This is a genomic window from Georgenia muralis (genome assembly GCF_003814705.1).
GTDB lineage: Bacteria > Actinomycetota > Actinomycetes > Actinomycetales > Actinomycetaceae > Georgenia > Georgenia muralis.
Window position 1 is genome coordinate 3,646,030 of the sequence record NZ_RKRA01000001.1, and the last position, 11,905, is coordinate 3,657,934.

Here is an 11,905-nt window from a genome sequence, read left to right on the forward strand (position 1 = left end):
GCCTGCCCCGCCGCCTCGCCGGTGGGGCGGCGGGCGGGCCGTCGGAGGTGCCGCTCGCGGTCGAGGACCTCGGGGTCACGCTCGGGCACGCCCACATCGTGCGGGGCGTGACCTTCGCCGTCGGCGCCGGCGAGATGGTCGCCCTCCTCGGCGCGAACGGTTCGGGCAAGTCCACGCTGGTGAAGTCGCTCGTGGGAATCGTCCCGGTGACCCAGGGCCACGTCCGGGTCTTCGGCGCCGACGTCGGCGACCGGCGCGCCGTCCCGTGGCGCCGGGTGGGCTACGCCCCGCAGCGGGTCACCGCCACGGCCGGTGTCCCCGCCACCGCGTTGGAGGTGGTGACGTCCGGGCTGCTGGACAACCGCCGGCTCCGGCCCGGCCCCGGTGCCCGGCAGCGCGCCATGGAGGCGCTGGAAGAGGTCGGCCTGGCCGCCCGCGCCCACCGCAGCGTGCAGGTCTTCTCCGGCGGCCAGCAGCAGCGGGTGCTCATCGCCCGCGCGCTCGTGCGCCGCCCGGACCTGCTCATCCTCGACGAGCCGCTCGCCGGCATCGACCGGGAGTCGAAGGAGGCCCTCGCCGGTACGCTCACGGGTCTGCGCGAGCGCGGCACCACCGTGCTGGTCGTCCTCCACGAGCTCGGCGAGCTCCAGGGCCTCGTGCAGCGAGCCGTGGTCCTGCGCCACGGTCGGGTCGTGCACGACGGCGCGCCCCCCGCCCCGGTCCCGGGCCACGACGACCCCGACCACGAGCACGACCACCCCCACGGCGACCAGCCCGTCCCCGGCTACGCCGCCCCCGACCTCTCCGCGGAGTGGTGATGGACCTCCTGACGCCCCTCGGCGACATGCTCGCCAGCCCGCTCATGCGCCGAGCGCTGCTCGTCGCCCTCCTCGTCGGCCTCTCCGCCCCCGTCGTGGGGACCTACCTCGTCCAGCGGCGTCTGGCCCTCCTCGGCGACGGCATCGGCCACATGGCGCTGACCGGCGTGGCGGCGGGCTGGCTCGCCGGCGCCGCCGTCGGCCTCACCCCGCACGACGTCCTCGCCGTGCCGGGCGCGGTCGTGGCCGCCGTCGCCGGTGCCATCACCGTCGAGCTGGTCCGGGAGCAGGGCCGCACCAGCGGCGACGTCGCCCTCGCCCTGCTCTTCTACGGCGGCATCGCCGGCGGCGTCCTCCTCATCGGCCTCGCGGGCGGGACCTCGGCCAACCTCACCGGCTACCTCTTCGGCTCGATCTCCACGGTGACGACGACGGACGTCTGGCTCACCGTGGTCCTCGCCGCGGTCATCCTCGGCGTGGGCCTGGGTCTGCGGCCCGCGCTGTTCGCGCTCAGCCACGACGAGGAGTTCGCAAGGTCCACCGGCCTGCCGGTCCGCGCCCTGAACATCACCGTGGCGGTGACGGCGGCCCTCACGGTGTCGGTCTCGATGCGGGTCGTGGGCGTGCTGCTCGTCTCCGCGCTGATGATCGTCCCGGTGGCGGTGGCCCAGCTGGTGGCCCGGTCCTTCCGGGCGACCATGGCACTGGCCATGACGATCGGCGTCGTCGTGACGGTCGTGGGCCTGTCGATCACGTACTTCCGGCCCCTGTCCCCCGGCGCCACGATCGTCATCCTCGCCATCGGGCTGTACGCCGTAGTATCGGTGCTGCGCCCGTCGCTCCGGCGTCCGGCCGGGGAGGACCCCCACCTGGACGTGGACGACGACGTCGAGGTCCGGGAGGCGGTGTGATGCTGCGGATGACGCGCCAGCGCGCCGCCGTCAGCGGGATGCTCGCCCGCACCCAGGACTTCCGCAGCGCGCAGCAGCTCCACGAGATGCTGCGCGAGGCGGGCGAGTCGATCGGCCTGGCCACGGTGTACCGGACGCTGCAGTCCCTCGCCGACGCCGGCGAGGTGGACGTCCTGCGCATCGCCGACGGCGAGACCCGGTACCGCCGGTGCGGCCAGTCCGAGCACCACCACCACCTGGTGTGCCGCGGCTGCGGACGCACCGTGGAGGTCGAGGGCGCCCCGGTCGAGCGGTGGGCGGCCGAGGTGGCCCAGGACAACGGCTTCGTCGAGGTGGACCACACCGCCGAGCTGTTCGGCACGTGCGCCCGCTGCGCGGAGAGCGCGGCCGCCCGTGCCTGAGTTCCTCTCCTCCTGGCCGTTCTGGCTGGTGTTCGTGTTCATGTGGTCGGGGGCGACCGTGCGCGGGCAGGCGACGTACTGGGCGGGCCGGGTGGTCACCGACCAGACCCTGCGCCGCACCCACCCGGTGGCCGGGCGCGCGCGGCGCCTGCACGACTGGCTGGCCGGGGAGGGCACCGAGCGCGGCATCGAGGCGATCCGGCGGTGGGGCCTGGTGGTCGTGCCGTTCTCCTACCTCACCGTGGGCTTCCAGACGATGGTCAACGCCGGGGCCGGGGTGCTGCGCATCGGCTGGCTGCGCTACACGGTCGCCCAGCTCCCCGGCGCCCTGGCGTGGGCGGCGATCTACTCCACCATCGGCTTCGCGGTGTGGGAGGCCGGGCTCGCCGCCGCCGCCGGCTCCCCCTGGGGCCTGGCGGGCATCGGGGCGCTGACCGTCGTCCTGGTCTCGACCGTCCTCGTGCGGCGCCGTCGTCGCCCGACGACGCCGTCGACCGAGCCGGCCGTCCCGGAGGAATCGGTCCCCGGCTGAGGTGGCCCCACAACGGTCGTGGCGGGCCGCGGTCGTCCGTGGCGGTCCACGGTCGCCCGCCCTCCGGTGGAAGATCACGAAACGGTCACGTAACGTCGTGGGATCCGCGGCGGGCCTCCGACCGCCGCGGCCGGGCCGCCCGTCGGGCGCCCCGGTGCACGCCGCAGCGCCACCCCGCCCCGGCGGCCGTGCACGTCCCCCATCGCGCGGGGGCGGGGAGCCCGCAACGGGCCAGGCACGCGCGGAAGGAACGTCCATGACCACGAGAAACACCATGTCCGGCGCGGCCACCAGGACCGCGTCCCGCAGCACCGCCGGCCGCCTCCGGCGCGCCGGAGGCGTCGGCGCCCTCCTGGCCATGCTGTCCGTCCCCGCCGTCGGCGTCACCGGCGCCGGGGCCGCCTCCGGGGAGACCTGGGACGCCCTGGCGCAGTGCGAGAGCAGCGGCAACTGGGCGATCAACACCGGCAACGGCTACTACGGCGGTCTGCAGTTCTCCCAGAGCACCTGGGAGGCGTTCGGCGGCACGCAGTACGCAGCGCGGGCGGACCTCGCCAGCCGTGAGCAGCAGATCGCCACCGCCGAGCAGACCCTCGCCGTGCAGGGCTGGGGTGCCTGGCCGGCGTGCTCGGCGAAGCTGGGGCTCTCCGAGGGCGACAAGGCCGGGTCCGCCGGGGCTGCCCCCACCGTGCAGGCCACACCGGCCCCGGCCCAGAAGGCGCCCGCCGAGCGGGAGCACACCCACCCGGCGCCCGCCGAGCAGGCCCCGGCGCCGAGCCCGGCCGCGGAGACCCACACCGTCGTCGCCGGCGAGACCCTGGCCCGGATCGCCACCGACCACGGCGTCTTCTGGCGCGACCTCTTCGAGGCCAACCGCTCGGTGGTCGGGGACAACCCCGACCTGATCCTCCCGGGTCAGGTGCTCCGCATCCGCTGACCGGGTCCGCACCCACCAGGTCTGCACCGGCTGAGGCCGGCGCCGAGGGGCCTCCCGCACCACGGGAGGCCCCTCGTCGCTCGCGGGGGCGACCCCGTCGATGGCCCGGGAGGCGCCTCGTCGCCGTGCGTGGCGGATACCCCCTCGTCGCCGTCCGTGACGGGTGGCCCTAGGTGCCCTCGGGCCGGTCCACCGCCCCGCCGTACCGGCGGTCACGACGGGCGTAGGTCTCCACGGCACGCCACAGGGTGCGGCGGTCGACGTCGGGCCAGGCGTCGTCGATGAAGACCATCTCGGCGTACGCGGACTGCCACAGCAGGAAGTTCGACGTGCGCTGCTCCCCGCCCGTGCGCAGGAACATGTCGACGTCGGGCAGGTCCGGCTCGTCCAGGTGCCGGGCGACGGTGCGCTCGGTGACCCTCTCCGGGTCCAGCCGCCCGGCGGCGACCTCCCGGGCGATGCTGCGGGCGGCGTCGGCGATCTCGGCCCGGCCCCCGTAGTTGACGCACATGGTCAGCGTGCACACGGTGTTGTCCCGGGTCTGCTCCTCGGCCCGCTCGAGCTCGGAGACCACCGAGCGCCACAGGCGCGGGCGTCGGCCGGCCCAGCGCACCCGCACCCCCCAGGCGTCCATCTGGTCCCGGCGTCGGTGGAGGACGTCGCGGTTGAAGCCCATGAGGAAGCGGACCTCGTCGGGTGAGCGCTTCCAGTTCTCGGTGGAGAACGCGTACGCCGAGACGTGCGTGACCCCGATCTCGATCGCCCCGGCGACCACCTCGAGCAGGGCCGCCTCCCCCGCCTTGTGCCCCTCGACCCGGGGCAGCCCGCGGGCGTTGGCCCACCGGCCGTTGCCGTCCATGACGACGGCGACGTGCCGCGGCACGAACCGCGGGTCGATCGCGGGGGCGCGCTCGCCCGAGGGGTGCGGCGGCGGCGGGACGGGCGCGGCGCCGCTCACGCGCGCTCGACCATCCGCAGGGAGCGCAGCTGACGCTCGAGGTGCCACTGGAGGTAGGACGCCACGAGCCCGGAGGCCTCCTTGCGCTCGCGCGGCTCGGAAGCGTCGGCCTCGGCCCAGTCGCCCGAGAGCAGCGCGCCGAGGAGGGACATCGTCTCCCGGGCGGGCGAGGCCGAGCCGGGTGGGCGGCACGAGTCGCACACCGCGCCGCCGGCGGCGGCGTTGAACCCGCGGTGCGGACCGTCGGTGCCGCACCGGACGCAGTCGTAGCAGCTGGGTGCCCACCCCGCCACGGCGAGGGCGCGCAGGAGGTAGGAGTCCAGCACGAGGGAGGCCGCGTGCCGGCGCGTGGCCAGGGAGTGCAGGGCACCGACGAGGAGGAGGTACTGCTGGGGGAACGGCTCCCGCTCGATCTCGGTGAGCCGGGCCGCGGTCTCCGCCATGGCGTGGGCGGTGGTGTACAGCCCGTAGTCCTCACCGAGGTTGCGCCCGTAGGGTGCGATGGTCTCGACCTGGGTGATCGTGTCCAGGCTCCGGCCCAGGTGGAGCTGGATGTCGACCACCCCGAACGGCTCGAGCCGGGCACCGAACTTCGAGGAGGTGCGCCGCACCCCCTTGGCGACGGCGCGGACCTGGCCGTGCTCACGGGTCAGCAGCGTGATGATGCGGTCGGCCTCACCGAGCTTGTGGGTCCGCAGCACCACCGCCTCGTCCCGGTAGAGCTTCACCGGTCCATTCTCCCCCACCGGCCGCCGGCCCGGCCCCATGGCGCGCGGGGCACGGGGCGGCCCGGCCCCAACGGCTCAGCGCCCGGCGCGGTTGACCGCCGAGACGATGGCCTTGAAGGACGCCGTCATGGTCGACGGGTCGATGCCCACGCCCCACAGCACCTGTCCGCCCACCTCGCACTCCACGTACGAGGCGGCGGTGGCGTCCCCGCCCTCGGACAGGGCGTGCTCGGCGTAGTCGAGCACGTGGACCTCCACGCCCACCTCGCCGAGGGCGTTGACGAAGGCGTCGATCGGGCCGTTGCCGGTGGCGGCGAGGACCTTCTCCTCCCCGCCGTCGACGAGGGTCACGGTGAGCACCGCGTCGGTGCCCTCGCCCGCCGTCGTCAGGGTGGTGCCCTTGAGCGCGAACCGCCCCCAGGGCTCGAGGCCCATCGCGGCGGTGTGCGGCAGGTACTCGTCGGCGAAGATCGCCCAGAGCTGCTCGGCGTCGATCTCCCCGCCGTAGGCGTCGGTGTGCTTCTGGACGATGCCGGACAGCTCGATCTGCAGGCGGCGGGGCAGGTCCAGGTGCCGGGTCGAGGACAGCAGGTAGGCCACCCCGCCCTTGCCGGACTGGGAGTTCACCCGCACGACCGCCTCGTAGCTGCGCCCGACGTCCTTGGGGTCGATCGGGAGGTAGGGCAGCTCCCAGACGACCGCATCCTCGGCGCCGCCGGCCGCCGCGACCTTCTCCGCTCGTGCGGTGAAGCCCTTCTTGATGGCGTCCTGGTGCGAGCCGGAGAAGGAGGTGTAGACGAGGTCGCCGCCGTAGGGGTGGCGGGGGTGGACGTCCATCTGGGTGCACGCCTCGACGGTGCGGCGGATCCCGTCGATGTCGGAGAAGTCGATCATCGGGTCGATGCCCTGGCTGAAGAGGTTGAGGCCGAGCGTGATGAGGTCGACGTTGCCCGTGCGCTCCCCCTGGCCGAAGAGGCAGCCCTCGACCCGGTCGGCGCCCGCGAGCAGTCCCAGCTCGGCCGCCGCGACGCCCGTCCCGCGGTCGTTGTGCGGGTGGAGCGACAGTGCGACGTGCTCGCGCCGGGAGAGGTTGCGGCTCATCCACTCGATCTGGTCGGCGTAGACGTTCGGGGTGGCCCGCTCGACCGTGGCGGGGAGGTTGAGGATGATCTCGCGGCCGGGCTCGGGCTGCCAGACGTCCATGACCGCCTCGCAGACCGCGAGGGCGAAGTCCAGCTCGGTGTCGACGAAGATCTCCGGGGAGTACTGGTAGCCGAAAACGGTCTCGTCGCCGAGGACCTTCTCGGCGTAGGCGAGGACCTCGCGGGTGCCGGCGACGGCGAGCTCCTGCGTGGCCTCGCGGTCGTTGTGGAACACGATGTCCCGGAAGACCGGGGCGGTGGCGTTGTACAGGTGCACGCTCGCCCGGGGGAAGCCGACGAGGGAGTCGATGGTGCGGTGGATGAGCTCGGGCCGCGCCTGGGTCAGGACCGAGACGGTCACGTCGTCGGGGACGGCGTCGTCCTCGACGAGCGAGCGCACGAAGTCGAAGTCGGTCTGCGAGGCGGCCGGGAAGCCGATCTCGATCTCCTTGTACCCCATCGTCACGAGCAGGTCGAACATCCGGCGCTTGCGCTCGGCGTTCATCGGCTCGATGAGGGACTGGTTGCCGTCACGCAGGTCGGTGGAGAGCCAGCGTGGGGCCCGGGTGGTGCGGCGGGTCGGCCACTGCCGGTCGGGCAGGTCGACCGGGTTGACCTCCACGAAGGGCCGGTACTTCGACACCGGCATGGCGGAGGGCTGCTGGGCGCTGATGCGGTCTGCGGTCTTCATCGGTTCCTCGTCGCTCGTGCGTGATGGCCGGGCACGACGACCGCCGCGACGAGGGGCCGGCCGTCAGTTGGCCTCGTCGCGGCAGAGAAGGAGCAGCTGGTGCTGCACGGACCTGCGCACATGACGAGGTTACCGCCCGGGGTCGGCACGAGTCACCTTCCGGACGGCGGCGTCTCAGCATGCAGCTCGTGTGGGCGGTGAGGGCCCGCACCGGCGTCGACGACGACCACGGTGACGTTGTCGTTCGCGCCGCCGCGCACCGCCTCCTCCACGAGCGCGCGGGCGGCGTCCTCGGCGCCGGGGACGGCGGTGAGGATCTCGGCGATGCGGTCCTCCTCGAGCTCGCCGGTCAGGCCGTCGGTGCACAGCAGGAGACGCTCGTCGGGGAGCACCCGCAGCATCCAGAAGTCCACCGTGCTGTCCCCGCCGGTGCCCACGGCCCGCGTGATGACGTTGCGGCGCGGGTGGTGGCGGGCGTCAGCGGCGTCGAGGGTGCCGGCGTCGACCATCTCCTGGACGAGCGAGTGGTCGACGCTGATCTGCTGGAGCCGGCCCTCCGCGAGCCGGTAGACGCGCGAGTCCCCCACGTTGAGCACGAGCCAGTAGGGCTCCCTGTCCTGCTCGGTGAGGATCGCGCCGGCGACCGTGGTGCCGGCCGACGCGTCACCGGTGGAGTCGGCCCCGTCGCGGGCCATCGTCTCGCGGATCCGGCCGGCCGCGTTGGCCACGGTCGCCTCGACGTCGGCGGGGGCGACCGGCCCCGGCGCACCGGCGAGGGACCGGAAGGCGTCCACGACGGCGGCGCTGGCCATCTCGCCGCGCGCGTGCCCGCCCATCCCGTCGGCGACGACGAACACCGGTGGGCGCGCCAGGGCCGCGTCCTCGTTGATGCTGCGGCGCCCGCCCGTGTCGGAGGCCACGCCCCACTCGATCGACATCCGTACCCTCTCGTGAAGTCCAGGGACCCAGGGTGCCAGAAACCGCCCGTCCTGCCTCACAGCACCGCGGGGTACACGCCCCAGTACGCCGCGGTGACGAGCAGGACGAGCGAGCCGAGCAGCGTGAGCACGACGACCGCGCGACCGGTCCCGCGGGCGCCGCGACGCCACCAGGTCTCGACCACCTGCACGAGCAGCGCGGCGGCGAGGATGCCCACGAGCTGCGCGACCAGCCACCCGCCCTGGGCGAGCAGCGGGTTGGTGCGGTAGTTCAGGGCGAGGTCGGCGACGCCGATGAGGTAGGACCCGAACAGCACCCAGGTCGCCGTCGTCGCCATGCTGAGGGCGGCGGTGTGGCGCCCCAGCGGGGCGGGCAGGGCGCCGACCCGCCGGCCCCACAGGCGGGGCACCTGCCCGGCGGCGGCGGTGACGGCACCGAGCGCCAGCAGACCGAACCCGACGAGGAACGAGGCGACCATCATGTCCCCGGTGGCGAACCAGCGCGGCTGGTCCACGGGCTCGGCCCGGTAGGCCTGGACCGGCTGGTCCCCGGCGATCCGGGGCTGGGCGTCGGCGGTCTCGGGCAGCCCGAGGATCCACCGCGCGAGGTCCTCGGTGAACCCGGGCGCGAGGACGCCGTCGATGCGGATGCCGTGGTTCGCCCCGGCGTAGTACCGGATCGTGTACAGGTCGTTGTCCGCCCGCTCGAGGTCGCGCACGAGGACCTCGGGGCCCTGGACGATCGGCATCGAGGCGTCCGCGGTGCCGTAGACGACGAGGACCGGCTGGGTCAGGCGCTGGTGGTACGGCGAGGGGTCGAAGTCGAAGTACTCGAAGCCGCCCCCCGGCAGGGTGCCGCCCACCAGGCGCGGGATCGCCCGCAGCACCGGGTCGGGGACGCCGACGTCGCGCAGGTAGGAGTCGGCCGCCAACGCCCCCTGCTCGCGGATGGGCACCACAGGGGCGGAGACGAGGACGACGAAGGCGACGTCGTCGTTCCCGGCGGCGGCGATGGGGGCAGGGATGGCGCCCTCGCTCTCGCCGTAGACCCCGACCTCGGCGGGGTCGACGTCGTCGCGCTCGCGCAGGACGGCGAGGGAGGCGAGGTAGTCCTGCGCCATGCCGGGGTAGTCCCGGGAACGGGTGGTGTACGTGTCGGCGCGCTTGTCCGGCACCATCGTCACGACCCCGGCCGAGGCGAGTGCGGTGGTGGTGTCCGCGAAGTTGTTGCGCGTGGCGGTCCCGGCGCCGTGCATGAACAGCACCGCGGGGCGCCGCCCGGGCGCCCCGACGGGCGAGGCGATCGTTGCCTCGACGGTGACGCCGTCGTCCACGCGGACCTCGACGACCTCGCGGGTGACCTCGTAGGTGCCGACCGGCGGGGTGAGCACGTCGGAGCCGATCGTGGTGTCGGGCGTCTCCGGCACGATGGTGTGGCCCAGGGGCTGGGGGTTCCACCCCGGGCCGGCGAAGGCGCCGACGAGACCGAGGACGAGGACCACCACGACGGTGGCGGCCAGCCTGCGGTATCTCACCTGCTCAGGGTAGTTCTCGGCGCTGACGCGCCCGCGCGGCGGTCAGAAGCCGAGCCGCTGGAGCAGCTTGGGGTCGCGCTGCCAGTCCTTGGCCACCCGCACGTGGAGGTCGAGGTAGACCCGCGCGCCCAGCAGCGCCTCGATGCCCTTGCGGGCGCGCGTACCGACGTCACGCAGCCGCGCACCGCCCTTGCCGATGACGATGGCCTTCTGGGAGGGCCGCTCGACATAGAGGTTGACGTGGACGTCGAGCATCGGGGGCCGGGGGTCGTCGTCGTCGCGGGGCCGCTCGTTGATCTCCTCGACGACGACGGCCAGGGAGTGGGGCAGCTCGTCGCGCACCCCCTCCAGGGCGGCCTCGCGCACGAGCTCGGCGATCATGACGTTCTCGGGCTCGTCGGTCAGCTCGCCGTCGGGGTACAGCGGCGGGGAGAGCGGCAGACGCGCGAAGAGGACGTCGGTGAGCACGTCGACCTGGTCGCCGGCGACGGCGGAGACGGGCACGATGTCCGCCCAGGAGCCGAGCTGGTCGATCTCGAGGAGGTGCTCGGCGAGGCGTTCGCGGCTGACGAGGTCGGCCTTGGTGGCCACGGCGACCACGGGTGTGTGCTGCTGGCCGAGCTCGCGGGCGATGAACCGGTCCCCCGGGCCGATCTTCTCGTCCGCGGGCAGGCAGAAGACGATGACGTCGACCTCCCCGAGGGTCTCGCGGACGAGGTCGTTGAGCCGCTGGCCCAGCAGCGTGCGGGGGCGGTGCAGCCCCGGGGTGTCGACGAGGACGAGCTGGCCGTCCTCGCGGTGGACGATCCCGCGGATCGTGTGCCGGGTGGTCTGGGGTCGGCCGGAGGTGATCGCGACCTTCTGGCCGACGAGCGCGTTGGTGAGGGTGGACTTGCCGGCGTTGGGACGCCCCACGAGGCAGGCGAAGCCGGCACGGAAGTCCTCGGGCCAGTCCGGGCGCACGAGGCCCTCGAGGGCGTTGGGCCCGGCGGTGAGCTCGTCGTCGGAGGGGAAGGTCATGGTTGCTCCTCGTCGGGGGGTCCGCCGGCACGGCTGGCCAGCAGGGTGGAGACGCGTCGCCGGCGGCCCTCGGCGCGCTCGGCGACGAGGTGGAGGCCCAGGACGTCGACCTCCGCGCCCGGCAGGGGCACCTTGCCCAGCGCCTTGGCCAGCAGGCCGCCGGCGGAGTCGACGTCGTCGTCGTCGATCTCCAGGCCGAAGATCTCGCCGAGGTCGTCCACCGGCAGGCGCGCGGGGACGCGCACGGTGCCGTCCCCGAGGTCCTCGACCTCGGGCTCGGCCCGGTCGTGCTCGTCGACCATCTCCCCGACGAGCTCCTCCAGGAGGTCCTCGATCGTGACGAGCCCGGCGATGCCGCCGTACTCGTCGACGACCATGGCGATGTGGACGCTCTCTGCCTGCATCTCGCGCAGGAGGTCGTCCACGAGCTTGGTCTCCGGCACGAACACCGGCTCGCGCATGACGTCGGCGGCGGTGAGGCCGGCGGTGTCCTGGCGCCGGTGGACCCGCCGCATGACGTCCTTGAGGTACAGCACGCCGCGCAGGTCGTCGGTGGACTCCCCCACGACCGGGACGCGGGAGTACCCCGACCGGGTGAACAGGGTGATGGCCTTCTCCAGGGGCTCGTCGGCGTCGATGGTGACCATGTCGGTGCGCGGGACCATGACCTCCCGGGTCAGGGTGCGCCCGAGCTCGAAGACGGACTGGAGCAGCTCGCGCTCGTCCTCCTCGATCTGCTCGGACTCGCTCACCCGGTCGACCATGTCGCGCAGCTCCTCGTCACGCTCCTCCCGCTCCTCCTCCAGGGTGCGCGGCGAGCGGGGACGCAGCCTCGCCGACACGCGCAGGGCCACCGCCCCGAAGCCCGCGAGCGGGGCGATCACGGGCGCGAGGACGCCCAGGACGCCGGTGGGGTTGCGCCGGCCGACGCTGCGCGGGGAGACCCCGACGACAACCGTGACGAGGACGGCGGTCAGCACGACGGAGACGGCCAGCACCTGCCACCAGCGCGGGAGCAGGTCCGCCACGACGAGGGTGAGGCACACCGCCGCGGTCATCTCCGCGAGCAGGCGGACGAACGCGGTGCCGGCCATCGCGGCGGCGCGACGCTCGACCAGGCGCACCACGGTCGCGCCGTGGCGGTGACCGGTCGCGGCGAGCTCGCCGGCAGCCGCGCGCGTGATGCGCGCGAGGGCGGCCTCACCCGCGCTGAGGGTGGCCCCGACGGCGGCGCCGGCGACGACGAGGAGGCCGAGCCACACCTCGGGGACCTGGTCGATCATGCCGTCCACCG

General features: G+C 74.1%; 12 protein-coding genes. 5 read left to right on the plus strand and 7 right to left on the minus strand.

Translation table 11 applies throughout. From position 1 onward, the window contains the following. Window positions 1–2: 2 nt before the first annotated feature. The 5 genes from EDD32_RS16465 to EDD32_RS16485 all read left to right on the plus strand — a co-directional run bounded on the left by EDD32_RS16465 (window position 3) and on the right by EDD32_RS16485 (window position 3,599). On the plus strand, window positions 3–818 hold the full coding sequence (locus EDD32_RS16465) for a metal ABC transporter ATP-binding protein (protein WP_447925991.1): 816 nt from the start codon (window positions 3–5) through the stop codon (window positions 816–818). After that, a complete protein-coding gene (locus EDD32_RS16470) occupies window positions 818–1,729 on the plus strand; it encodes a metal ABC transporter permease (RefSeq protein ID WP_123919215.1) in 912 nt (303 codons plus the stop codon). Before EDD32_RS16465 ends, EDD32_RS16470 begins: the two co-directional genes overlap by 1 nt. Beyond that, window positions 1,729–2,130 (plus strand): Fur family transcriptional regulator, encoded by a 402-nt coding sequence (locus EDD32_RS16475; RefSeq protein WP_123919217.1) that lies wholly within the window; start codon window positions 1,729–1,731, stop codon window positions 2,128–2,130. The genes EDD32_RS16470 and EDD32_RS16475 overlap by 1 nt, the downstream gene beginning before the upstream one ends. Continuing rightward, window positions 2,123–2,662 (plus strand): DedA family protein, encoded by a 540-nt coding sequence (locus EDD32_RS16480; protein ID WP_123919219.1) that lies wholly within the window; start codon window positions 2,123–2,125, stop codon window positions 2,660–2,662. The genes EDD32_RS16475 and EDD32_RS16480 overlap by 8 nt, the downstream gene beginning before the upstream one ends. Before the next feature lie 256 nt (window positions 2,663–2,918). Beyond that, complete coding sequence (locus EDD32_RS16485; protein WP_170175332.1) at window positions 2,919–3,599, plus strand: LysM peptidoglycan-binding domain-containing protein; 681 nt, start codon at window positions 2,919–2,921, stop codon at window positions 3,597–3,599. Window positions 3,600–3,768: 169 nt separating this feature from the next. Here EDD32_RS16485 and EDD32_RS16490 read toward each other — a convergent pair whose 3' ends face one another. The 7 genes from EDD32_RS16490 to EDD32_RS16520 all read right to left on the minus strand — a co-directional run bounded on the left by EDD32_RS16490 (window position 3,769) and on the right by EDD32_RS16520 (window position 11,891). Continuing rightward, complete coding sequence (locus tag EDD32_RS16490) at window positions 3,769–4,557, minus strand: isoprenyl transferase (RefSeq protein ID WP_123919221.1); 789 nt, start codon at window positions 4,555–4,557, stop codon at window positions 3,769–3,771. Further along, entirely contained in the window at window positions 4,554–5,285 is a 732-nt protein-coding gene (recO, locus tag EDD32_RS16495) for a DNA repair protein RecO (RefSeq protein WP_123919223.1), read from the minus strand. Before recO ends, EDD32_RS16490 begins: the two co-directional genes overlap by 4 nt. Window positions 5,286–5,360: 75 nt before the next feature. Continuing rightward, window positions 5,361–7,118, minus strand: coding sequence for a 2-isopropylmalate synthase (gene leuA, locus EDD32_RS16500; RefSeq protein ID WP_123919225.1), 1,758 nt, complete (start codon window positions 7,116–7,118; stop codon window positions 5,361–5,363). A 152-nt stretch (window positions 7,119–7,270) separates the two neighbouring features. Next, entirely contained in the window at window positions 7,271–8,056 is a 786-nt protein-coding gene (locus tag EDD32_RS16505; RefSeq protein ID WP_123919227.1) for a PP2C family protein-serine/threonine phosphatase, read from the minus strand. A 56-nt stretch (window positions 8,057–8,112) separates the two neighbouring features. Beyond that, window positions 8,113–9,591, minus strand: coding sequence for an alpha/beta hydrolase family protein (locus tag EDD32_RS16510; RefSeq protein WP_123919229.1), 1,479 nt, complete (start codon window positions 9,589–9,591; stop codon window positions 8,113–8,115). Window positions 9,592–9,633: 42 nt separating this feature from the next. Then, window positions 9,634–10,611: a GTPase Era gene (gene era / locus EDD32_RS16515; protein ID WP_123919231.1), complete on the minus strand. Its 978-nt coding sequence runs from the start codon at window positions 10,609–10,611 to the stop codon at window positions 9,634–9,636. Beyond that, complete coding sequence (locus EDD32_RS16520) at window positions 10,608–11,891, minus strand: hemolysin family protein (RefSeq protein ID WP_447925990.1); 1,284 nt, start codon at window positions 11,889–11,891, stop codon at window positions 10,608–10,610. Before EDD32_RS16520 ends, era begins: the two co-directional genes overlap by 4 nt. Window positions 11,892–11,905 lie beyond the last annotated feature (14 nt).